This window comes from Marinitoga sp. 38H-ov (assembly GCF_011057715.1).
In the GTDB taxonomy this organism is placed as follows: Bacteria; Thermotogota; Thermotogae; order Petrotogales; family Petrotogaceae; genus Marinitoga.
This window is the reverse complement of sequence record NZ_LNGH01000023.1, coordinates 1-24,389: the sequence shown is the minus strand read 5'-3', so window position 1 is coordinate 24,389 and position 24,389 is coordinate 1. Positions and strand designations below refer to the sequence as shown.

Annotated in this window: 18 protein-coding genes, 2 tRNA genes and 1 other annotated feature; of the genes, 11 read left to right on the top strand and 9 right to left on the bottom strand. The window is 27.5% G+C overall.

Translation table 11 applies throughout. From position 1 onward, the window contains the following. Window positions 1-3: 3 nt before the first annotated feature. The 7 genes from AS160_RS07360 to arcA form a co-directional block, all read right to left on the bottom strand. Window positions 4-993, bottom strand: a complete 990-nt coding sequence (locus tag AS160_RS07360) for a histidine kinase (RefSeq protein WP_165147107.1) — start codon at window positions 991-993, stop codon at window positions 4-6. Further along, window positions 983-1,531: a hypothetical protein gene (locus AS160_RS07355; RefSeq protein ID WP_165147104.1), complete on the bottom strand. Its 549-nt coding sequence runs from the start codon at window positions 1,529-1,531 to the stop codon at window positions 983-985. Before AS160_RS07355 ends, AS160_RS07360 begins: the two co-directional genes overlap by 11 nt. Then, the gene (locus AS160_RS07350) at window positions 1,531-2,184 is read right to left on the bottom strand and encodes a hypothetical protein (RefSeq protein ID WP_165147101.1); all 654 of its coding nucleotides are present in this window, start codon (window positions 2,182-2,184) and stop codon (window positions 1,531-1,533) included. The genes AS160_RS07355 and AS160_RS07350 overlap by 1 nt, the downstream gene beginning before the upstream one ends. Window positions 2,185-2,194: 10 nt before the next feature. After that, on the bottom strand, window positions 2,195-2,887 hold the full coding sequence (locus AS160_RS07345) for a hypothetical protein (protein WP_165147098.1): 693 nt from the start codon (window positions 2,885-2,887) through the stop codon (window positions 2,195-2,197). 147 nt (window positions 2,888-3,034) lie between these two features. Next, entirely contained in the window at window positions 3,035-4,762 is a 1,728-nt protein-coding gene (locus AS160_RS07340) for a CehA/McbA family metallohydrolase (RefSeq protein WP_165147095.1), read from the bottom strand. A 2,159-nt stretch (window positions 4,763-6,921) separates the two neighbouring features. After that, window positions 6,922-8,331 (bottom strand): basic amino acid/polyamine antiporter, encoded by a 1,410-nt coding sequence (locus AS160_RS07335; RefSeq protein ID WP_165147092.1) that lies wholly within the window; start codon window positions 8,329-8,331, stop codon window positions 6,922-6,924. A 20-nt stretch (window positions 8,332-8,351) separates the two neighbouring features. Next, complete coding sequence (arcA, locus tag AS160_RS07330) at window positions 8,352-9,554, bottom strand: arginine deiminase (RefSeq protein WP_165147089.1); 1,203 nt, start codon at window positions 9,552-9,554, stop codon at window positions 8,352-8,354. A 343-nt stretch (window positions 9,555-9,897) separates the two neighbouring features. Between arcA and AS160_RS07325 the strand changes: the two genes are divergently transcribed. From AS160_RS07325 to AS160_RS07275, 11 genes are all read left to right on the top strand, one after another. After that, window positions 9,898-9,973 (top strand) — tRNA-Thr (locus AS160_RS07325). Between the two features lie 13 nt (window positions 9,974-9,986). Then, a tRNA-Tyr gene (locus tag AS160_RS07320) sits at window positions 9,987-10,073 on the top strand. Between the two features lie 34 nt (window positions 10,074-10,107). Continuing rightward, complete coding sequence (gene rpmG / locus AS160_RS07315) at window positions 10,108-10,272, top strand: 50S ribosomal protein L33 (protein ID WP_165147086.1); 165 nt, start codon at window positions 10,108-10,110, stop codon at window positions 10,270-10,272. 74 nt (window positions 10,273-10,346) lie between these two features. After that, entirely contained in the window at window positions 10,347-10,574 is a 228-nt protein-coding gene (gene secE, locus AS160_RS07310; protein WP_165147083.1) for a preprotein translocase subunit SecE, read from the top strand. 22 nt (window positions 10,575-10,596) lie between these two features. Next, window positions 10,597-11,652 (top strand): transcription termination/antitermination NusG family protein, encoded by a 1,056-nt coding sequence (locus tag AS160_RS07305; RefSeq protein WP_165147080.1) that lies wholly within the window; start codon window positions 10,597-10,599, stop codon window positions 11,650-11,652. Between the two features lie 54 nt (window positions 11,653-11,706). Continuing rightward, window positions 11,707-12,135 carry a 50S ribosomal protein L11 gene (gene rplK / locus AS160_RS07300; protein WP_165147077.1) on the top strand — a complete coding sequence of 143 codons (429 nt, stop codon included), beginning with the start codon at window positions 11,707-11,709 and terminating at the stop codon, window positions 12,133-12,135. A 14-nt stretch (window positions 12,136-12,149) separates the two neighbouring features. Then, entirely contained in the window at window positions 12,150-12,851 is a 702-nt protein-coding gene (gene rplA, locus AS160_RS07295) for a 50S ribosomal protein L1 (protein ID WP_165147074.1), read from the top strand. Window positions 12,852-12,871: 20 nt separating this feature from the next. Then, window positions 12,872-13,010: a sequence feature (ribosomal protein L10 leader region), on the top strand. Window positions 13,011-13,021: 11 nt separating this feature from the next. Then, a complete protein-coding gene (gene rplJ / locus AS160_RS07290; protein WP_165147071.1) occupies window positions 13,022-13,570 on the top strand; it encodes a 50S ribosomal protein L10 in 549 nt (182 codons plus the stop codon). Between the two features lie 30 nt (window positions 13,571-13,600). Then, a complete protein-coding gene (rplL, locus tag AS160_RS07285) occupies window positions 13,601-13,984 on the top strand; it encodes a 50S ribosomal protein L7/L12 (protein ID WP_165147068.1) in 384 nt (127 codons plus the stop codon). A gap of 110 nt (window positions 13,985-14,094) precedes the next feature. Further along, window positions 14,095-17,703, top strand: a complete 3,609-nt coding sequence (locus AS160_RS07280) for a DNA-directed RNA polymerase subunit beta (protein WP_165147065.1) — start codon at window positions 14,095-14,097, stop codon at window positions 17,701-17,703. Window positions 17,704-17,726: 23 nt separating this feature from the next. Then, window positions 17,727-22,457: a DNA-directed RNA polymerase subunit beta' gene (locus AS160_RS07275; protein WP_206528135.1), complete on the top strand. Its 4,731-nt coding sequence runs from the start codon at window positions 17,727-17,729 to the stop codon at window positions 22,455-22,457. A 295-nt stretch (window positions 22,458-22,752) separates the two neighbouring features. On the opposite strand, the gene AS160_RS07270 is transcribed toward AS160_RS07275, so the two are convergent. Both AS160_RS07270 and AS160_RS07265 read right to left on the bottom strand, forming a co-directional pair. Beyond that, window positions 22,753-23,475, bottom strand: a complete 723-nt coding sequence (locus AS160_RS07270) for an ABC transporter ATP-binding protein (RefSeq protein ID WP_165147062.1) — start codon at window positions 23,473-23,475, stop codon at window positions 22,753-22,755. 11 nt (window positions 23,476-23,486) lie between these two features. After that, window positions 23,487-24,299, bottom strand: a complete 813-nt coding sequence (locus AS160_RS07265) for an ABC transporter permease (RefSeq protein WP_165147059.1) — start codon at window positions 24,297-24,299, stop codon at window positions 23,487-23,489. Between the last annotated feature and the right edge of the window lie 90 nt (window positions 24,300-24,389).

The window sequence follows — 24,389 nt, the reverse complement described above, 5'->3', positions numbered from 1 at the left end:
TAATCATCCCCTGATAATAATTTCGGCTTTTATTCCTGAAGGTATATTTTGTTTAAATATCAATTCGGAATTATTAAAAATTAAATCTAGTCTATTTTTTATACTAGAAAGTCCAAACCCGAAGTTCAGATCTTCAATTTTTCCTATTCCTTCATCGGAAATTTCAAAAATTATTTCATTATTTTTCTTATAAAAAGATATGGTTATTTTACCTCCATCTTTTTTCTTTGAAATACCATGTATTACGGAATTTTCAACTAATGGTTCTAAAATTAATGGAGGTATTCTATAATTCAATAAATTGTTATCTATATTAAATTCGTAATCAAGTCTTTTTCCTAATCTAATTTTTTCTATTTCAAGATATTTTTTTATAAGTTCTAATTCTTCTTCTAAGGATATCATATCATTAGAAGAAGTATATAAAATTTTTCTATATATATCAGAAAGATTAATTATTATTTTTTCAACACATTCAGGAGACTCTTGACTAATTTCTAATAAAGTATTTAAGGTGTTAAATAAAAAATGTGGATTTAATTTTGAACGCAATGCATTTAATTCTGCTTTAAGTTTTTCATTTTTTAATCTTTCGTTTTTTCTTATTTCATTATTTAATTTTATATAAATTATAATATTAAAAAATACAAAGAAAAAAAGAATAATAATGCTTATAACAAATAAATACTTATATGAGGGGAATAAATTAAAGGCTAAAATATTTGACATAAAATATTCTGAAATTATAATTCCGGAAAAAAAGCTAATAATAAAAATTATTATTTTAATTACTCTACTAAAGAATATAACTTCTATTTTAATAAATAGCTCTAATATTCTTATTAATAAGTAATATATAAAGCCAATGGAAATAGTAAAAACTTCAGCTATTAATATACCGTATACAAGATTAAAATACGGTGAAAAGATATATATAAATGCTAATATAATTAAAGCAAAAATTTGAGTAATAATAAATATTTTATTCATCATAAATCAACCCGTAATAAAATGAATTTTTATAGTTTTTTAATTCATTCAGCAAATTCTCCATTCTTTTTTTATTCTTTTTCTCATATACTTTTGCTAATTTAAATAGCACCTCACCAAAATCGAAATTGTCTTTAAAATCTTTATCTACCCTAATATAAATATATTCAAAATCATTAATAAATATTTCTTTTGATATATCATACTCAATTATATCAAAAACAGTTTTCCCTCTTATATATCGATATAAGAGGTTGTCAAAATCATTATTAACAACCTCTTTCATTTCTAACATTCCCGAATAAATATAGTAATATTTCAATGGTAGAAACCATTCATGAATTGATTTCTTTATTAAAAGACTACCATGAATTATTTTTAAATCATTATTTAAGTCAATATTTTTAAATGTATACAATAAATCATTTATTTCATTTATTGTATAGTTATTAAAATTATATATATATTCTTTTAATCTTTCATTATTCCCCAATAATAATACAGAAATAAAAAGAATAATTATTAAAAAATTTTTTTTCATTAGAACCCCCAAGCAATACCTGCCCCAAAAGAATAATAATAATTGTAATTTGGTATATTATCGGTTATTATATATTCTCCTTCAATTTTCCAATTTTCAGGAGAGTAATTATAGGTGAATCTACCTTCCGCAAAAAAGCTGATAAAATCTATTAAATTAAAATATAATCTAGCTCTAGGAGATATAGATAATTCCTCTCTTTTTAATTGTATCACATATGGAACTGAATTAATGTTATTTACAAAATCATTTATTGATTTACTATTTCTACCAGTTTCTACTTTTTTATTAATAATTGTTTCACCACCGCCTATACCAAGTCCAATATTAATACCTAGGATCTTAAATATATTAAAATGCTTTCCAATAGTAAAATATCCTTGGGATAATATTAGTTTATAATCTCCATTTATAATTTCGCCTGAATATCCCTCTCCGCCAATGTAAGAGTCATCTGGCATTACCACAATACCATTGCCCCCATGTAGTATTATCTCGTTGAAATTTATATATTCGTTTAATGGATTTATCATTTTAACCTGATCCTTTGGAATAAAGTTAAAAGAATATCCTCCACCTCCAAAATTAATTGAAAATATAGAAATTGTAAAAAATAAAAATGATATTACGAACATTTTTTTAAATAATTTCATATTATCCCTCCTAATATTTAATAATTTTTATAGTATTATTGCTTTTTATTATCCCGCTATTTTCTTTTTTTACTTTTATTATTATGTTTTTTGATATTCCATCAATACTAATATTTCTTATTCCATCCCATACATCTTCGTATATAATATCACCGTTTATGGATATACTTTCTAATTGAATATTTTCACATCTTTTTATATTAAAATCAATTGTTGTTGTGATTCCCGAAGAACTAAATTCAAATAAATCATACATACCTCTTATTAATAAATTAGTTCCATCAAATATTAAATAATCTCCTTGAAAATGAACGTTTTTTTTCATTATTATATTAACTCCAGAAATATAAAAATTCTTAGATTTTATATCACCTTCTATTTCTATATTTGTTCCTTTTATAATTATATTATTAAAATAATTTTTTGACCCAATAATAATTTCATTTTCTTTTTTATTTTCATTATTATATAAAATTAATTTGTCATTTATAGTTTTCATATTAATTTTATTAGAAAAAAATAATTTATCTGAATTTGGATCAAATTTAATTTTTATATTTATACCATTAATTTCAATTTTTGATATACCATTTAAATCTTCAATTTTATTTGGGATTATAACATTTTCTTTTATATTATAATTTAAAACACTAATAATAAGTATTACGCTTATTAAAGGAATTAGGTACCAATATTCTCTCATATAACTCCTCCTTTCTATATACTTTTATTATATGAATATATAATTTTTTTTGCAAATACTTTTTGATAAAATGACAATTAATATAGATAATAAGTCATATATTTGTATAATTAGTTATAAAATAAAATGGCCCCATAAGGAGCCATTTTATTTTATACTAAGTAATCTTTTTATAAAAGCTTCATTGCTTTCTTTTTCTAATGGATTTCCAGGGAATATAATTATATTTTTATTTATAATAAATCCTCTTTCTTTTCCTTTGTATAATACTTTAAAGCATTCATTATAGTATATTTTATTTAATGTTATGTTATTTGTTTTTTCTTTGGAAATTTCATAATTATTTGGAATTATACTTATTAAATTATCATTTATTTCATCAATAACAATACCAACTTTCATATTTTTTGATAACTCTATGATTTCATTATAATTTTCTCTTAAAAAACTAGATGTTACTATAGCAGCGTTTAAATCATTAGTTAATTTATCAGATATAATATATTTATCCTTTAAAAAACCAGGATTAATGTTTATAACGCCAATATTTATTTTTTCTTCTAAAGCAACATTAATGTTTTTCCATAACAAGTCATTTATATATATTTTTATATTTGAGTTAGAATTATTTTTAGTTTTAATAATAGCATTAACCATTTTTTTCTCATATTTTTGAAATTCTAGGTATTTTTCATAAGATAGATTATCATCAACATATACTTTTATATTTGATTTTTCTATTTTATCTGATAAGTTATATAAGTAAAAATTAAAGTTATTTTCTGAATTTTTATATAATTTTATTTCTGGTATTTCGTATAATCTAATTCTATTTTTTGGTTCATACCACATAGATGACGATACAATATTATTTCCGTCGTATTGATCAATTCTTACAAACACAAAGAAATAGGCAGAATCTACAGGTATTTCATATTCTTTTTCTAAATTACTGCTTAAATTATTATAGGTATAAACATTATTTGGTGTATAAATACTTAATGTTTTAATTTTTTCGTTATCTGGATCATTATAATATACTTTTAATTTAATTTTTTCTGGTAATGAATTATAATAATATATATCACCCATTGAAATGTCTTGAGTTTCAATCCATAATCTTGCATTTTTATCTTCTGTTCCATATGTTTTTCTATTTTTAAAACCATCTAAAATAGAATCCTTGCGATTTTCTTTAACCCATACAGCAGTTCTAGAATCATTACCTGTACCCCAATTTGCAACATGATTATCTTGACCAACAGTAGCTCCAACATGCCATCCTTTTTTTAATGCTAAGATATAATTAGAAAACATCTCATCATTTATAGTATCATTTTTACTCCAACTACCATTTCCAACTTCTATCATATTAATATAATTGTCAACTTCAGGATAATATTCAAAGTCTTTAAATGTTCCAAAAATTGAAATGGGATGATTAAATTGAGCGACTGGTTTTTCATCTATTAACCATTCATAGAACTCTTCAATTGTAGTTTTCACATTTCTACTAGTCCATTTTGATGCATCAAAAACATTTATATGTCCAACTCCAGCGGTCCATTCAAATCCAGCAATTGCAGAATATTTGTCTGTAGTTTCTTGATTTGCCATTTCTTTCATAACTACAAACTTATCTCTTCCGTTAAATTTTGCTTCAAAATAATATGCATGATCTGTTACAGCCATAAAATCAAGATTAGCTAAATCTCTTGCATGTTTATATGCATCTTGCGGAGTAGTTCCTGGTTCTCCGTCTGAGAAAGACGTATGCGAATGTGGATTTCCAAATAGTAAAATTAAATCATTTGGAAAAGAATAGGCTAATGTTGCAATTAAAATAAAAAGTAAATATATAAAACCTTTTTTCAAAATACTCACCCCTTTAAAAGATTTTAACATAACATTATAACACAAAATCTTCTGAAAATTCCTGATGATTTATAAGCAAACTCTATCACGAATCATGAGTATTTATAGAATTTAATAGTAATTTTGATATATTTTTTTGAATAAATAATTTATATTAACAAAGGGATCCAAATCTTCTCATATAAAACTAAATTATACTATATTAAAGTTAAAAAATGAGGCATATCGCCTCATTTTTTAAGTGATTTTTCTTCATTTTTCCTTGTGTTTTCTAGTGACTATATTGTTTTTCTATTTCACTTGCATCATGATTTGACAATATTATTGATTTTTCTTTTTTTAAAAATTCTTCTATTTTAGTCCGGCTTATGCTTCCAATATTTGATTTTATTGTTTCGTATAACCTTAACTCTTAATTTTTTCCGTTACTTAACATTTCAAAAAAGTTTTGATTTTTCTTTAAATTCAATTTGTAAATGATATCTGCGCTATTTGATTATCCATTTTTGGTTATTGTTATGAATCTTAATAACATTATTCTACTCAAACTTACATTTTATTATCGATATTGAAGCATTATATTCGTTTTTATTTCTACATTAAATGTGTATATTAAAAATATAAATACTATTCCTGTGTTTATTATTGTAAATATCATTTTTGAAAGTATTTTATATATTAACCTTCCTATAAATCTAAATTGTAATAAACAAAAATCCACTGAGTATTCCCAACACTGCCTGTGTTTTATAACTTTTCCATATTAATATATCTCTTACCAGAAAATATATGAATTTTTTTGTTTTCATAGTTTCACCTAAAAAGCAACATTATATGTTTTGACTCTTTTTATATTTGTATAAGAAAGTAGTGTGAATAATATAATCAAAAATATTGAAAATTTCCATCCATCATGAAAATTTTCTATCATTATCATTTTTAATAATTTTTCTAGTTCAGGATGATATATATAATAACCAAATGTTATTTTGAAATTTATAAAAATTAATCCTATTGTTATTATATTACCTATAAAAAGCTTTCCAGGTATGAATGTTGATACTAAAATTGAAAGAGAAATATATACTATTGTTCTTAATATTTGTATAACAAATTTTCTTTGTTACCTGTATTTAATATATGTGTGAGATATATCCCTTCCCTGTATTCTATATTAAAAGCTATATCTGAAAGTAATATTAATAAAATAGGTACTGCAAATTCATTTTTATCGTTTATATAATGTAATCCAATAATTTTTATTAATATTTATATTGTTTAATTAAATATCAATATTACAATCTAAACCTATACGCTAATCTAAAATACAAGTATATTCTTACTCCACAAGTTTTTGGTTCCATAATACCAGATATTATATTTGTTACTATTTAAATATAATACAACTCTAAAAAATCTTTATATTACAGATTTGTATTTTAATTCTTTATCATTTTTAAAATTTGAAAATCTTTTATTTTCTGATTATGAGCCTTTTCTGAATTATCGATATTCATTTTGAAGGTAAAATACTTAGAAAAAATATAAACAGTAATCTACATAACATCCATTTGCTATACAAATTCCTATGACAAAATATATTTCCATCACTGGATCTATATAACCACCTCTTTTTTCTTAAGATTAAAAAAAATTTCTGGTACCAGAAAAAGCTAATTGTTATAATTTTCACTTCGCAATAATTTTAGCAAAAAAAAAATCAATCAACAACATTAAAGTAAATAAATTGTAAATTTTTTTCTTAAATTTAATAAAATTATATAATTATTATACTATGTGATATATTTTATTATTTTTTTCTTAATTTTGATGACAATGAACATTAAGTTCTTTTATGAAATTAATAAAAAATGTTGTAAGATTATAATTCAGTTTAAATATATGGAAATATATTTTGTCAAAAGTTAACAATATGTATTTTGCAGCTCATCCTGAGACATATATACTGAATTTTCTCATCTTTAACAACTATATAATATATAAAAATCAAATGAGGCTTGCGCCTCATTTGATTAATTCCAGTATTTTTTTCAGTAAAATTAGACTAAAGAAATATTATAATAAAAGGAGTAATTTTTCATATGTTTTAAATCTCAATGTAAATCTTTTTATATTACATTTTGCACAAAAAGTGTTTGTTATACAACTAATTTTCCTGTTGCGACTAATACAATTACCACAATTGAAATTGCCCACATTATTCCATAAGTTATTTTGTTTGTATTTGTTAAAGATTCACCTTTTTCTTTTTTGGCTATAGGGTAGGCAAAAATTCCAAATGAATATATAACTAATGCTGTTATTATATAAATCCATCCAACTGCATATATAACCCACGCTGTATAAATCACAGATATCCATGCAAAAAACTTATATAATCCATTATTTTCATCATTTGCTACTCTAACTCCAAATACTGCTGAGAAAAAGTAAGGTAATAATATTGTTGTAGTAGCAATATAAAAAATAGTATTATAAACATTTTGTAAAGTATCAGATAATAATGATAATAAGAAAATTTGTGTAATAATATTTGTAATAGTTAAAGAAAATACTGGAGTTGCATGTTCATTTTGTTCTGAAAATCTTTTTGGGAAAACATTGTCTTTAGAAGCTGCAATATATGGTATTTCTGCAGTTAACAATAACCAACTTAATAATGCACCGAAAACTGAGAATAAAAATCCAAAATCTAATATATATTGGCCCGGTTTTCCAATTATTTTACTCAAAACTGTTCCAAGAGGTGATGTTGAACTTACTAATTCACTAGGTGGAACAACACCCATTGTAAGAACAGAAACCGCTATATATACTACTAAAGTAATTAAAAATCCAATAACTGTAGCTTTTCCAACATCTTTTTGAGATTTTGCCTTATTAGATAAAACAACAGCACCTTCAATACCAATAAATGCCCATAGCATTGTTCCAAAACTATTATTAATTTGATTAAATATAGATGATGTTTCTCCAGTTGCCGCTAATTTTGTTGAAAAGAATACATCTTTTATTAAATCTGGATTAAAAGCAAAAAGAGATAATATAGCAACTAAAAATAACGGAATTAATTTTAAAATAGTTAATATAGCATTTGTTACACCGGCTGTCCTAATACCGCTAACAATTAAAAAGTGATAAACCCATAATATGATACTGGAGAATATCAAAGCTATAATTTTATTTTCTTCTAAAACAGGGAAATATCCGCTTAATATCTTCATGATTACAGCAAAAAAAGCAATATTTCCAAGTAATGCTGACCACCAGTAACCCCAAGCAGAATTGAATCCTATGAACTCACCAAATTGTTCCTTCGCATATGAATAGATTCCGCCTTCAAGTTCTGGTTTTTTATTTGATAAAAATTGGAATACCATAGCTAGCGAGAAAACGCCAAAACCTGTTATTAACCAACCTATTAAGATAGGTCCGGGATTTGCAACGCTTCCTAAATCAGCTGGAGAATTAAATATTCCGGCTCCTATCATTGATCCGATAACAATAGTTGTTAAAGCAAAAAGACCTAAAACCTTGTTATTTCCCATAACTATCCCTCCCTTTTATATTATCCTCTATTCATAGGCATAGACATACATCTTGGTCCGCCACGACCTCTTGAAAGTTCACTTGAAGGTATTTCAATAACATTAATACCATTTTCTCTTAAAAGTTCATTTGTTACGTAATTTCTATCGTATGCAATAACAACTCCAGGTTTTATTGCTAATACGTTTGATCCATCATTCCATTGTTCCCTTTTTGCAGCAATTTCATCATCTCCGCCGCATTTTAAAATCTTAATATTTTCATTATTCAAGTATTTTCTTAATATATTTTCTAAAGAAGATTTTTCTTCAATAACTTCTAATTCATTATTACCTTTCTTTATTACATATACCAATAAACTTGATTCTAATTTTGAATGAGCTAAGAATTTATCTTCATCTACCATTGTAAATATAGTATCAAGATGCATATATGCTCTTTTTTTAGGTATATTAATTGCTAGTATTGTATCAAAACTTTCATTAGAATCGAAGAAAATCTTTTTAGCTAATTTTTCTACAGCCTCAGGTTCAGTTCTTTGAGAAATTCCTATAGCTAAAACTTTATTGGTTAATACTAAAATATCCCCACCTTCAATAGCAAAATGTTCTGTCATATCATAATATATAGGTGTATCTTTATAATCTCTATTATAATTAATTACATATTTCATGAATAATGATTCTCTTCTTCTTGCTTTTGTCATCATTTTATTTATTACTATACCATTACCAACAAATGCGACAGGATCTCTTTGGAAGTATAAATTAGGAAGTGGTAATAAATAGAATTGTTTATTTAATCTTACCTTTGTAGAGAAATTTTCTTTTTTTAGATTAAATTCATTTATTCTAACGCCGCCAACGATTTTGTTGATCATACCTTTTGTATCAAAACTTAATAAATAATCCTTTAATGCTTCTAAAATGTATTCATTTTTCACTTCGCTTAAGTTTAAATATTCATCAACAAAATGTTCTCTTACATTTTTTTCACTTAAAGCAGTAGCTAATAAGTCAGTTACATATTCTACGTGAACACCATTTGTTCTTAATACTTCTGCGAAATAATCGTGTTCTTGTTGAGCTTTTTTTAAGTAAGGTATATCTTCGAATAATAATTCTTCTAATAAATCTGGTTCCATATTTTCTAATTCTAAACCTGGTCTATGTAGTAAAACTCTTTTTAAATCCTTAACTTCTGAATATACATTAATACACATATCTTTTCCCTCCTTGTTTTAATTCCGTTATTATTATACTTAAAGTTACAAAAAAAGAAAAACATGATATTTTATTGTTTCTATTGAGTATGATAAATTTTTCACGGTTAAAAGTTATTATATGGAGTATGCGTGAGTATGCATAAGTATGCGTGAGTATGCGTCAGTATATTATGAAATTTTATTCATGAAAGAATTTGAAACTTTTATTTAAAGTGATTTTTAATATATATTTATGTATTTATTCAATAGTTATATATTGTTTCAAATGATTAATAACTTCTTAATCATAAGGTAATTGACAGAAAGGAATTTATCTGGTATAATAATCCCCGGATGAGTTGCCGACGTAGCTCAATTGGCAGAGCGGCTGACTTGTAATCAGCAGGTTGGGGGTTCAAGTCCCTTCGTCGGCTCCAGTAAATTATCGGTGGTGAGGTGCCCGAGTGGCCAAAGGGGGCGGACTGTAAATCCGCTGGCGGATTGCCTTCGAAGGTTCAAATCCTTCCCTCACCACCATTTTATTAATTATAATGTATGTGAGGTGAATATAATGGCAGCTAAAAGTCCTGTTTTAACAGTATCTTTAAAATGTTCTGAATGTAATAGAAGAAATTATTACAAAGAAAGAAAAAGAACAGCTAAAAACAAGTTAGAATTAAAAAAATATTGTCCACATTGTAATAAACATACATTACATGTTGAATCAAAAATATAATAGTAAATTTTCTAAAACGAAAACAACCCCCTTAATATAGGGGGTAGTGATTAAATTTTGGGGGTGTTTTTTTAATGTCAAAATTTTGGGTGTTTTTAAGTTCTGTAATACAAGAAGGAAAAAAAGTAAAATGGCCTAATAGGAAGGAAGCTGTAAATTCTACATTGATTGTATTAGCAATATTGATATTTGTTTCGTTATATTTATTTATCGCTGATTATGGATTATTAAACTTATTTTCAAAAGTTATATACCCTCTATTAGGTATTAAAAGTGGATTAGGTGCTGGAGCAAGTCAATGATTTATAAAGCAGGTGAATAAATATGCAAAAAAAATGGTATATTTTACAAACTTTTTCTGGTATGGAATATAAAGTAAAAGAATTGATAGAAGAAAAAGCTAGATTATATGAAAAAGAAAAGATGTTTGGGAAAATATTAATACCAGAAGAAAGTGAAATAGATTTGACAAATAAAAAATTAGAAAGAGTTGTAGTTTCTGAAGATGCTCATGTTTATATAAAAAATGGTGAAAATGTTAAAAAAGGTGATTTGTTAGCTGAAGAACCTGCAGTTTTGGTTAAAAATACAGGAACAATTGTCGAAGTTAAAAATTATAGAAAAATAATAGTTGAAACAAAGGATAAAAAGTTTACAAAAACTTTTTTAATTCCAGAAAGTGCTAAAATCATAGGGGGATTAAAGGTTAATTCCACAATACATGTTGGAATTCCTTTAGCAAAAGAACCTGGATATGAAGCTGATTTAGATGGTGTTATTATTTCTATAGAAAAATTAAAAAGAGTTGTTATACAACATAATGAAGGAAAAGATGTTTATCTTATATTTAGAGAGAATTTTGACTCTAATGCTTTTAGAAAAGGAACATATGTAGAAAAGGGTCAAATACTAGGTAATAAAAAACAATATAAAGCTAAATCTTCTGGCAAGGTTGAAATTAGAGATTTTGCTACTAGAAAAGAAATAATAATATTAAAAACGAAGATATCTAGATTATTTCCTGGCTATATGTTTATTGAAATGATATTAAATAAAGAGACCCAAGAAATGGTTAAAAATATACCGTATGTAATTAATTTTATAAACATAGGGGGTACTCCTGTTCGATTAAAAACTAAAGAAGTTAAAGCGTTACTAAGATTAACTGGTGAAGAAAGTTATGAAGTAAAAGAAAGTAAGATAAGAGCAGATTATGAATTGGGTGAACATGTAAGAATTGTAAGTGGTCCTTTTGAATACTTTACAGGTAAAATAACTTATATTGATTTGCATAAACAAACAGTTAAAGTTACAATAAATATGTTTGGAAGAGAAACTGAAGTTGAATTAGGTTTAACTGAAATTGAAAAAATAGATTAATTTTTTCATATAGTGGGAGGATAACTCCGCTAATACCACAAAGGAGGGAATAATATGGCAAAAAAAATCGCAAGAATTGTTAAATTGCAATTGCCAGCAGGTAAAGCGACACCAGCTCCACCAGTTGGTCCTGCATTGGGACAACATGGAGTTAATTTGATGGAATTCTGTAAAAAGTTTAATGCTGCAACAGCTGATAAAGCTGGAATGATTATCCCAGTTGAAATTACGGTTTTTGAAGACAGATCATTTACATTTGAATTAAAAACCCCCCCAGCTTCTTTCTTGATTTTACAAGCAGCTGGACTTAAAAAAGGTGCTACAAATCCTGGAAGAGAAATTGTTGGAAAGATTACATTGTCTCAAGTTAAAGAAATTGCAGAAATAAAAATGCCCGACCTTAATGCTAGAACAATTGAAGCAGCTATGGAGATTATAAAAGGTACAGCAAGAAACATGGGCATAGAAGTAGTAGAAGGTTAAGGGGGTGTATGTGAATGTCTAAACACGGTAAAAGATATATAGAAGCAAGAAAATTAATTGATAGAGAGAAATTCTATACTTTAGATGAAGCATTAGAATTGTTACCAAAAATAGCTAATGCTAAATTTGATGAAAGTGTTGAATTACATTTTGTTTTAGGAATAGATCCAAGAAAAAATGATCAACAAGTAAGAGGTAATATTACATTACCACATGGAACTGGTAAAACGGTAAGAGTTTTAGTTTTCGCTAAAGGCGAAAAAGTTAAAGAAGCTTTAGATGCTGGAGCAGATTACGCAGGTTCAGATGAATTAATTCAAAAAATTCAAGGTGGTTGGACAGATTTCGATATAGCTATAGCAACACCTGATATGATGAGAGAAATTGGAAGATTAGGTAAGGTTTTAGGTCCTAGAGGATTAATGCCTTCTCCAAAATCAGGAACAGTTACTAATGATGTAGCAGATGCTGTTAAAGAATTTAAAGCAGGTAAAATTGAGGTAAGAAATGACAAAACAGGTAACTTACATGTTGCTGTAGGTAAAAAATCTTTTGAAATCTCAAAATTAAAAGAAAATATCGTTGAAGCTTTACAACAAATTGAAAAATTAAGACCTTCAGGAGCAAAAGGTAAATTTATTAGAAAAGTAGCTTTAGCTCCAACTATGGGTCCTGGAATGAAATTAAACGTTTCTGAATTTTTAACTGAAAAGTAATAAATATTAGTTATAATAACCGAGAAAATAAATATGTACTGAAGACAGCAGGTAATAATTAATGTGGTGTATACCCGCCTGCCGAGGTACGCTGGAGATAAAACAATATCTTGTTTTAGGTCTTCTGCGGTCCTCGGGACCGCAGATTTTGTTAGAGGAGGTGTGAGTCGGTGTTAACGAGAGCTCAAAAAGCTGAGTTGTTAAAGGAATTGGAAAGTGTTTTTAAAGAATCTTCAATTATTATGTTTTTAGATTTCAAAGGTATGTCAGTTGCTCATTCAAATGCTTTAAGAAGTGAGTTGTACAAGAAGTTTGAAGATAAGGTTTATTTCAAGATTACAAGAAATGCTTTAATTAAAACAGCTATTAAAAATGCTGGATTAAACTTGGAAGATTATGAAAAGTATCTTGAAGGAAATACTGCATTATTTTATACAAAAGAAGCAGATCCTATTGAAGCATTAAAAGTATTAGTGGAATTCAAGAAAAAGAATAAGTTAGAATTCCCAGTTATTAAAGCAGGTATATTAGAAGGCAAAATCTTTACAGCTGAAGAAGCAGTAGAACTTTCAAAATTACCATCAAAAGAACAATTGCTTGCTATGTTGGTTGGTGGCTTAAATGCTCCAATTTCTGGTTTAGTAGGTGCATTAGGTGGAGTGTTAAGAAAATTCTTATACGCATTAAATGCTATAAGAGAAGAAAAAGAAAAACAATAAAACTTAAATATTTTCAGGAGGTGTATTAGAATGACAAGAGAAGAATTAATTCAAGCAATTAAAGAAATGACAGTAGCAGAATTAGCAGAGTTAGTAAAAGCTTTAGAAGAAGAATTTGGTGTATCAGCAGCAGCTCCAGTTGCAGTAGCAGCAGCTCCAGTTGCAGGTGCAGCAGCTCCAGCTGAAGAAGAAAAAGATTCATTCAATGTAGTATTAAAAAGCTTCGGAGATAAAAAAATCAATGTAATTAAAGTAGTTAGAGAAATTACAGGATTAGGTTTAAAAGAAGCTAAGGATTTAGTTGAAAAAGCAGGAACTCCAGAAGCAGTAATTAAAGAAGGCGCTTCAAAAGCTGAAGCAGAAGAATTAAAGAAAAAATTAGAAGAAGCTGGCGCAGCAGTAGAATTGAAGTAATTTCTTAAAGAAAATTAAACTTTTATATGATATAATTGATCCGCATCAGACTATAGTCTGGTGCGGTATTGTTTTGCTAATAAAAAATTAGGAAGACGAGGTGATTCTTTGTGAACACCCGAGTTTTGAAGGTGGGAAAAAGAGAAAGGCATTTTTTTGGTAAGGTTAAAGAAGATATGTCCCTTTTCCATGATTTGTTAGAAATTCAACTGGATTCGTTTGATTGGTTTGTAAAGTATGGAGTTAAAGAGGTATTGGATAAATACTCGCCAATAACAGTTGAATTAAAAGGGAAAAGGAAAAACAAAATATCTTTAGAGTTTATAGATGTATGGACAGAAGAACCAACATTTGAAGAAATGGAATGTAAAGAAAAGGGTTTATCCTACACAGTTCCTTTAAAATCAAGAATTAGAATAACAGATCACAGTACTGGGGAGATAATTGAACCCAGTGATTCGTTATTTTTTGGTAATATACCAAAAATAACAGATAGAAGTACTTTTATTATTAATGGTGCTGAGAGAGTTGTAGTAAATCAATTAGTTAGATCTCCAGGTGTTTATTTTGTTAGTGAAGAGCAAAAAAGTGTAAAGCAAACTAAACCATACTTTGTTGCTCATTTTTTACCTGTTAAAGGTGCATGGTTAGAAATTATTTACAATCCAAATCCTGGAAAAGATTTTTTACAAATTAGAATAGATAGAAAAAGAAAGTTTAATTATTTTTTATTTTTAAGGGCATTAGGGTTTGATAGTGATTTAGCTATTTTAGACTTATATCCGAAAAAAATTAATTTGAATTACAATATTACAGAATATTTGGAAAAAAATGTGACAATATTATCGGATATTAAAATTCCTGAATCTTCGGATTTGCATAAGGAATCAAAAACATATAGAGGATTAAGAATAACAGAAAAAATAGTTGATGAGCTATTAGAATTAGGAATTTCTGAAATAACCGTTGCTCATATAGTTGCGCAAAATACTTTAGACTTGTTTAAAAGAACATACGAATCAGAAGATTCGATTTTAACTCCAGAAGATGCATATAAAGAATTATTTAAAAAATTAAGACCTGGAGAAATTCCAAGGGTGAATATTGCAACGGATTATATAAATAATCTTTATTTTAATCCTAATACCTTTGATTTCTCAATGATTGGTAGAAAAAAGATTGTAAATAGAATGGAAGATGTATACAAAAAATACTTAAAAGAAGTAGAAGGAAGAGAAATAGAAAAAGGAGAAGATATAGAATATCCAAATAAAGATGAAAGGATATTAACAAAATTAGATTTAATATTAGCTTCTAGACATTTGCTAGAAATGAAAGAAAATCCTGAGTTACTTGATACAAGGGATCATTTGGGTAATAAAAGAGTAAGATCTGTTGGCGAATTGATGCAAATTGAATTTGAAAGATCTTTCTCGAAAATGTTACCTATTATGAGTGAAAAATTAAGTATTATTCCAAATATTCAAAAATTAAATCCTAACACATTAGTAAATTCTAGAGCTATAATGACAACAATAAATCAGTTTTTTGCAACTAGTCAATTATCCCAATTTATGGATCAAGTTAATCCGTTATCAGAGTTAACTCATAAAAGAAGATTATCAGCTATTGGACCTGGTGGTTTAAAAAGAGAGCACGCGAAATTCGAAGTTCGTGATGTTCACCATTCACATTATGGAAGAATGTGTCCAATTGAAACTCCGGAAGGAGCTAATATTGGTTTGATTACATCTTTAGCTATTTTAGCTAGAGTTGATGAATTTGGTTTCTTAGAAACTCCATATTATAAAGTAAAAGATGGAAAAGTATTGTATGATAAAGGGGTATATTGGTTAACTGCTGATCAGGAAGAAGAAAAAATAATAGCTCCTGCTTCAGTTGATGTAGATGAAAATGGTGAAATAAAATCAGAATATGTAGAAATTAGACATGGTGGAAAGGTTACATATGTTCATAAGAGAGATGTAGAGTTTATAGCTGTTACACCAAAACAAATTGTTAGTGTTTCTACGTCATTAATTCCATTCTTAGAACATGATGACGCTAACCGTGCTTTGATGGGATCAAACATGCAAAGACAAGCTGTTCCTTTGATGATAACAGAAGCACCTTTTGTAGGTACAGGAGTTGAATGGCTTGCGGCAAGAGATTCAGGATATGTTATAAAAGCGAAACATAAGGGAAGAGTTTCATATGTTGACGCAAAAACAATTATTATTAATAGAATTGATGAAAAAGGAAATGAAATTTTAGATAAATATGGAAAACCTGTTCAAGATAAATATACATTATGGAAATTTATTAGATCAAACCAAGATACAACTATTAATCAAAGACCAATAGTTGAAATGAATGAGATTGTTGAAAAAAATGCTCCAATTGCAGATGGTCCTGCTATTGATATGGGAGAATTGGCATTAGGAAAAAATATTCTTGTGGCATTCATGCCTTGGGAAGGATATAATTTTGAAGACGCTATTTTGGTTAATGAAGAATTATTAGAAAGAGACTCATTTACATCTTTACATATAGAAGTATATGAAACAAAAGCTATGGATACACAATTAGGTCCTGAAGAAATAACAGCGGACATACCAAATGTAAAAAAAGAATCATTAAGAAATCTTGATGAACATGGTATTGTAAGAGTTGGTGCCTATGTTACATCAGGAGATATTTTAGTTGGTAAAGTTACTCCTAGAGGTGAATCTGAAACTTCTCCAGAAGAAAAATTAATTAGATCTGTTTTTGGAGATAGAGGTAAAGATGTCAAAGACACATCATTAACATTACCACATGGTATTGAAGGTAGAGTAATTGATGTTAAAGTTTATACAAGAAAAGATATTCCTGATTTAGAAACAGGAGTTAATCAATATGTAAAGGTTTATATAGCATCTAAAAAGACATTGAATGTTGGAGATAAACTTGCCGGAAGACATGGTAATAAGGGTGTTGTATCAAATATTTTAAGAAAAGAAGATATGCCATTTTTACCTAACGGTAAACCTATTGAGATGATACTAAGTCCTTTGGGAGTTCCTTCACGTATGAACTTGGGGCAAGTTTTAGAAATGCATTTAGGTTGGTTAGCTAAATTAACGGGAAGACATTTTGCTACTCCTATATTTGATGGTGCTAAGGAAAAGGAAATAATGAAAGCATTATATGAAGCAAGAAAAAATAATAGAATGGATGAATTAGATAAAGTTCGTAAAGAATATGGATTAGATTTAGGAGATTCAGCTGAAGTTGAAAGCGGTAAAATAACTTTAAGAGATGGTAGAACTGGAGAACCTTTTGATTATCCAATAGCAATTGGGTATATGTATATGTTAAGATTGGTTCATATTGCTAAGGATAAAATGCATGCTCGTTCTACAGGTCCATATTCATTAATTCATCAACAACCACTTGGAGGTAAAGCACATTTCGGTGGTCAAAGATTTGGTGAAATGGAAGTATGGGCATTAGAAGCATATGGTGCGGCACATACATTAACAGAAATGTTGACATACAAATCAGATGACATTAAAGGAAGAAATGAAGTATATAAAGCTATATTAAATGGTAAAAATCTTCCTGATCCAGGTATTCCTGAAAGTTTCAAAGTTTTAGTTAAAGAATTACAAGGTTTAATGTTAGATGTTCGTTTGTTTGATGAGGACGGTAATGAATTAGATGTAGATAAATTATAAAATCCCCTCAAGGAGGGTAAAGTATGGGTAAAATGACATCATCTTTCAAAAGAAAAATTGCAAAAATTAAAGTTGGTATTGCTTCTCCAGAAAGAATAAGAGAATGGTCAAGTGGAGAAGTAAAAAAACCAGAAACTATTAATCACAGAACATTTAAACCAGAAAGAGATGGTTTGTTCTGTGAAAAAATCTTTGGGCCTGTTAAGGATTATGAATGTACTTGTGGAAGGTATAAAGGGAAAAAATATGAGGGTACAGTCTGTGAAAGATGCGGAGTTAAAGTAGAGTCTAAAGAATCACGAAGAAGAAAAATGGGGCACATTGAATTAGCAGCTCCTGTTGTTCATATTTGGTTCTTGAAGTCATCTCCATCTATTTTGTCTATATTATTAAATATACCAGTGAAAGAATTAGAAAACATAATTTACTACGGATCAAAAAGGGTTGTTGAAAAAATTTGGTTGATTACCGATCCGAAAGATTCTGATTTATTCGATTATGGAGATATGCTTCACAATACAGAATATGAAATTTTTAAAGAAAAAATGGATTTTGAAGTAGAACAAGCTGTAAAGGTTCTTCATGTAAAAGAAAAACCAACAGCTAAAAGAAGTGGTGTTGTAAGTATTGAGACTGAATATTCGAATGCAAAGCATGAAATTATATGGGTTAAGATTAAGGATGAAAGTGGAGTTGAAGAAAAGTGGCCTTTATTTGAAGGAGCTACTTTATTTGTTGAAAATGGTGATGAAGTAGAAGAGGGCACACAATTAGCAGATACTTTCTTATACGAAGATGAAATTTTAACAGCAAGTGAATATTTAATTTTTGAACAATTCTACCCATCTGCTATAGAAATTGAAAGAGATATAGAAAGAGATACTCCTATACTAGTAATTACAAATATAGATCCTGAAGTTGAGAAAGAAATTGGAAAAGGTGTAGGAAGCACATTGTTACAAGAAGAATATGAAGCATATAAGGAATTATATGATGATGAAATTACAGCTGATTATGGTGGAGAAGCAATAAAAAAATTATTAAAAGCAATCGATTTACATGATTTAAAAATTGAAATAGAAGCTGAATTAGCAAAACTGGATAAAAAAAGTGCTAAAGCATTAAAATTATTAAAGAGATTAAAGGTAGTAAAAGATTTCATAAAATCTGGAAATAAACCTGAATGGATGATTATTGAGGCATTACCAGTTGTTCCACCTGATATTAGACCTTTAATTCAAATTGATGGTGGTAGATTTGCTGCTACTGACTTAAATGATTTATATAGAAGAGTAATAAATAGGAATAATAGATTATTAAAATTATTTGAAATAGAGGCTCCTGAAATAATAATTAGAAATGAAAAAAGAATATTGCAACAAGCAGTAGACTCATTAATATATAATGGTCGTGTTGGAAAAGCAATGACTGATAGGAGCGGAAGACCTTTAAGATCATTAACTGATTTAATTAAAGGTAAAAAAGGTAGATTTAGAAGGAATCTACTTGGAAAACGTGTTGACTATTCAGGAAGGGCCGTTATTACAGTTGGTCCGGATTTAAAAATCCATGAATGTGGATTGCCAAAGAAAATGGCTATGGAATTATTTAAACCTTTTGTTCTAAATAAACTATTAAAAGATTCTAATGCGTCAAGTAAAAATGCAAGAAAATTAAAGAAAACAATTATTGAGAAAGAAATGCCAGAAGCTTGGGAAATGCTTGAAGAAGTTATTAAAGGACATCCTGTATTATTAAATAGGGCTCCTACATTACATAGAATTTCTATTCAAGCATTTATTCCAAGATTAATTGAAGGGCACTCTATTCAATTACATCCATTGGTATGTCCACCATTTAACGCTGATTTTGATGGTGACCAAATGGCTGTTCATGTTCCATTATCAAATATAGCTCAAGCTGAAGCAAAATTCTTAATGTTATCAAGATATAATATTATATCGCCTGCAAATGGAAAACCTATATCCATGCCAGGTAAAGATATGATAGCAGGTGTATATTATTTAACTACAGTTGATCAAGAGTATTTTAATTCAAAAGAATTACCATCTTCTCCAAAGGATTTATTAGAAAAAAATGATAAAATAAAATATGTTTTTTCTGATGAGTTTCAAGCATTTTATATTCATGAATATGAAAAAATAGTAAAACATGAAGTTATAGTTGAAGATGGAGAATTAAAGTGGTCAAAACCAGTATTAAATTTACATGAACCTATAGGATTATATTTAGATAATAAATTGATTAAAACAACAGTTGGTAGATTAATATTTAAGGAAATAATACCTGATCCAATTGGAAGATTTAATCCTGACTTTAATAAAATATATAAAAAGAAAGAAATTAAAAACTTAATATTTGATACATTTAAATATCATGGAATAGATAGAACAGCGGATTTATTAGATGATATAAAACATCTAGGATTCCACTATGCTACAATTTCTGGATTAACTATATCTGTAAGAGATATTGTTGAACCTAAAGAAAGATTAGAGATTATAAAGGCTTCAGAAGAAAAAGTAATGGAAATAGAAAAATATTATGAGGAAGGTTATTTAACAGATGATGAAAGATATAAAGAAGTAGTTAAAATATGGGAAAAAACAATAGATGCAGTTACAGAAGTTACAAGTAAAGAATTTAGAAAATATCCATTTAATCCAGTTTGGATGATGGTTGATTCTGGAGCTAGAGGTAATATTGACCAATTAAAGCAACTTGCTGGTATGAGAGGTCTTATGGCTGATCCATCTGGTAAAGTTATTGAGTTACCTATTAAATCTAACTTTAGAAATGGTTTATCAGAATTAGAATTCTTTATTTCTACACATGGTGCTAGAAAAGGTTCTGCAGATACAGCTCTAAGAACTTCTACAGCAGGTTATTTAACAAGAAGATTGGTAGATGTTGCTCAATCTATTACAGTAACAGAACCAGATTGTGGAACAGAAAAAGGTATTGAAGCTAGAGAATTAATTGCAGACGGTTTGAAAATAGAGAATCTTGAAGATTATTTATTTGGTAGAGTATTAGCAAAGGATGTATTAGATCCAAAAACTGAAGAAATAATTATACATCCGGAAACTGGTAAAAAATATATTAAAGATGTTATGTTAGATGAGGAAGATTCTGCATTTTTAGCAAATTATATGACAAAAATACCAGTAGTAGAAATTAAAAGTATAGATATTGATGATATTAATTTATACATATATAATGTATTAAATAAAGATGTTTATGTTGATGGAGAATTATTATTCTCAAAAGGTACAGAAATAGATAAAGATGTATTAATATCATTAAAACAACATAATATAAAGACAGTAGATATAAAAGAATATAAAGCAGTTAACTTTGTTTTTGTAGGAGATAATTTAAAGGTAGAAGATGAAAATGGAAAATTAATTACATTAGTAAATTATCAAGAAAAAATAGATGCTGATACAGCAAGAAAATTAGAAAGATATAATATTACTGAAATAGAAGTTAGACCATCTATATATGTTAGATCAATATTAACTTGTGAATCAGAACATGGAGTTTGTGCAAAATGTTATGGAATGGATTTATCAAGTCATAAAGTTGTAAATATAGGAGAATCTGTAGGTATAATTGCTGCACAATCAATTGGGGAACCAGGTACACAGCTAACAATGAGAACATTCCATACTGGTGGTATTGCAACAACTGGTGATATTACCCAAGGTCTTCCTAGAGCAGAAGAATTATTTGAAGCTAGAAAGAATTTAAAAGGTCCTGAAGCTGAATTTTCAACAGTAAAAGGTATTGTTAGAAAAATAGACAGAGACGAAAAGGGAAGATTAATAATTATAGTTGAAGATTTAAAAGGAGAATTACATACTTATACAGCAGATCCAAAAGTTAAACCAACAGTATCTGAAGGAGATAAAGTTATACCTGGATACAGGTTAACTTCCGGAAATATTAAACCTAGAAGATTATTAGAGGAATTAGGAGCTGAAGTAACTTTTGATTATTTATTAAAAGAAATTAAGAAAATTTATGCTGAACAAGGTGTTGAAATTCATGATAAACATTTCGAAATAATTATTAAACAAATGTTTAATAAGGTTGAAATAACATATGCTGGAGATACAGAATTTATGCCAAAAGATTTAGTAAGTTTAAAATCAGTAGAAAAGGCTAATAAGAAGATATATGAAGAAAATAAAATGATTGAACAAAATAGAGAAGATATAATTGGTAAAAAATTAGCTGAAAAAATAACGATAAAAACTGATGAAGGTAAAGAGTTGTTAGGTGAAATTGGTGATGAAGTAACAGAAGAACTATTAAATAAATTAATAAATGCAGGATTAAAAGAAATAGAAGTATTTAAAAATGAACCACAATTATTAGAAACTGAAGATGGTGAATTAAGATTAGCGGGAGAAAAGAAATTATATTTAATTAATCCAAAAGAACCTGCGAGATTTGAAAGAAAATTATTAAGAATTACTAAATCATCACTTGAAAGAGAAGGTTGGTTAGGTGCAGCTTCATTCCAACAAACCGTTCAAGTATTAACCGAAGCCTCATTAGAAGGTAAAGAAGATTTCTTGTTAGGTTTAAAAGAAAACGTTATTGTTGGGCAGCCAATACCAGCTGGAACAGGATTAAAACATTATTTAGAATCAGAAATATCCGTATTCGAATTACCAACATATCCAACAGAAGAATCACAATCAGAAGAAAGCGCTGCATCATAAAAAATAATATAAAAATAACAAGGGACCTGTTTTGCAGGTCCCTTATTTGTATTAGATTAGTAAAAAAATTCAAAATATTTATTATATAAAAACATTAACATCGAAGAAATTGATAATATAAAGCTTTCTATAAACTAAAATTTAATAATAAAAATATATCAGTTTAGATAATAAAGGAGTAATTTTATTAGATTTACGAAAAGAGAATTTTACTACAAATTTATGTTAATGGTTGAATTACTCTAAAAAGAGAAATTATGAAAAATTTTACAGGATACCATATGGTCTCAAAAGTTCATTTTATTAATTCCAGTAACCGCTCTTCATTCTTTCTTGTTGTTTTTTCCAGTAATTCTTCTGTTTTTCTATCTGTTGTTATTTCCCCTTTTTTTAATACCACTATTCTATCTGTTTTTTCTATTTCACTGACATCATGACTGGCTAATATTATCGTTTTTCCATTTTTGGATAATTCTTCCATTATTTCATATATCTTCATTTTCGTTTCTATATCCACCCCATTTGTCGGTTCATCTAATAAATATATTTCCGCTTCTTTTATTAATGCCCTTGCTAAATTTAATCTCCTTTTCATTCCTGTTGATGCTTCCATATATTTAATCTTTCTGTTTTCGTATAATCCCATCTCTTTTAATCCTTTTTCCACTTTCTTTTTTAATTCTTTTCCTGTTAGGTTATTTAACATTCCAAAGAAGTTTAGATTTTCTTCTAAACTCAATCTGTAGTAAAACGACCTTTCATTTGATGTTGCTATTGATATTAATTTTTTTATTTGTTTTACTTCTTTTTTTATGTCATATCCTTTTATTTTTATTTCTCCTTCATCAGGTATTATAAACATTCCTATTGTTTTTATTAATGTTGTTTTTCCTGCTCCGTTGGGTCCAAATATTGTTATTTTTTCTCCTCTGTTTATTGTAAGATTTATGTTTTTTAATGCTTTTATTCCATTTTTGTATATTTTTGTCAGATTTTTTATTTCTATTATTGTTTCCATTTTTTCACTTCCTAGTATTGCGATATTGTGCCATATTTCCTGGCTTTATCAAAACTGCTTTTAAACCAGTATATCCCTATTGGTAATATTATTATTGTCATTATTATTAATATTATTATATCCTCTTTTATTTGATATAAACTATATCCTTTTATGAGTGTTTTTCTTAATCCATCCATTGCATATGTTGTTGGTAGTATATAGGATATTCCTCTTAACCATTTTGGTAATATTTCTACAGGATAATATATTCCTGAAAACATTCCTGTTAGAAATGAATATACCCAGCTTACCGGATCCCCTTTTTTGGTTATTACTATAAACCCGGCACTTAATAACCCTATTCCGCTTAGACTTATCATTGTTATTATTAATAGTATTATTGAAGCTATTATATTCATTTTTATTTCCACATCAAATGTATATATTAAAAATATAAAGACTATTCCTGTGTTTAATATTGTAAACACCAATTTTGAAAATATGGTGTATATAAACACTTCCCATAATGGAGTTTCAGACAGAAGCAGATATTCTATTGTTCCCATTACCTGCTCCTGTCTTATTACACTCTTAAATGTTGTCAGGGAGAGAGTGGTATAACTCATGAATACACTTCCAGATATGAAATATGCAAGTATATTTCCACCATACTGTTCAATCATGGGAAAGTAATTGCCCTGAGCTATAAACCTTCCCATGAATCCAAATTGTAATAATCCCAGAAATCCACTCAGTATTCCCAACACTGCCTGTGTTTTATAGCTTTTCCATATTAATATGTCTCTTGCAAGAAAATACAAAAACTTTTTTATTATTTTCATTTATTTTCCTCACAAATATAAATTATATTATCCCTGATAACTGTTATTTTATTATCTCCTATATATTTTATATTGTCTATGTTATACTTT

Coding starts and splice junctions, on each gene's coding strand:
- AS160_RS07360 (WP_165147107.1), bottom strand. CDS start 993: ATGATGAATAAAATATTTATTATTACTCAAATTTTTGCTTTAATTATA.
- AS160_RS07355 (WP_165147104.1), bottom strand. CDS start 1,531: ATGAAAAAAAATTTTTTAATAATTATTCTTTTTATTTCTGTATTATTA.
- AS160_RS07350 (WP_165147101.1), bottom strand. CDS start 2,184: ATGAAATTATTTAAAAAAATGTTCGTAATATCATTTTTATTTTTTACA.
- AS160_RS07345 (WP_165147098.1), bottom strand. CDS start 2,887: ATGAGAGAATATTGGTACCTAATTCCTTTAATAAGCGTAATACTTATT.
- AS160_RS07335 (WP_165147092.1), bottom strand. CDS start 8,331: ATGGGAAATAACAAGGTTTTAGGTCTTTTTGCTTTAACAACTATTGTT.
- arcA (WP_165147089.1), bottom strand. CDS start 9,554: ATGTGTATTAATGTATATTCAGAAGTTAAGGATTTAAAAAGAGTTTTA.
- rpmG (WP_165147086.1), top strand. CDS start 10,108: ATGGCAGCTAAAAGTCCTGTTTTAACAGTATCTTTAAAATGTTCTGAA.
- secE (WP_165147083.1), top strand. CDS start 10,347: ATGTCAAAATTTTGGGTGTTTTTAAGTTCTGTAATACAAGAAGGAAAA.
- AS160_RS07305 (WP_165147080.1), top strand. CDS start 10,597: ATGCAAAAAAAATGGTATATTTTACAAACTTTTTCTGGTATGGAATAT.
- rplK (WP_165147077.1), top strand. CDS start 11,707: ATGGCAAAAAAAATCGCAAGAATTGTTAAATTGCAATTGCCAGCAGGT.
- rplA (WP_165147074.1), top strand. CDS start 12,150: ATGTCTAAACACGGTAAAAGATATATAGAAGCAAGAAAATTAATTGAT.
- rplL (WP_165147068.1), top strand. CDS start 13,601: ATGACAAGAGAAGAATTAATTCAAGCAATTAAAGAAATGACAGTAGCA.
- AS160_RS07275 (WP_206528135.1), top strand. CDS start 17,727: ATGGGTAAAATGACATCATCTTTCAAAAGAAAAATTGCAAAAATTAAA.
- AS160_RS07270 (WP_165147062.1), bottom strand. CDS start 23,475: ATGGAAACAATAATAGAAATAAAAAATCTGACAAAAATATACAAAAAT.
- AS160_RS07265 (WP_165147059.1), bottom strand. CDS start 24,299: ATGAAAATAATAAAAAAGTTTTTGTATTTTCTTGCAAGAGACATATTA.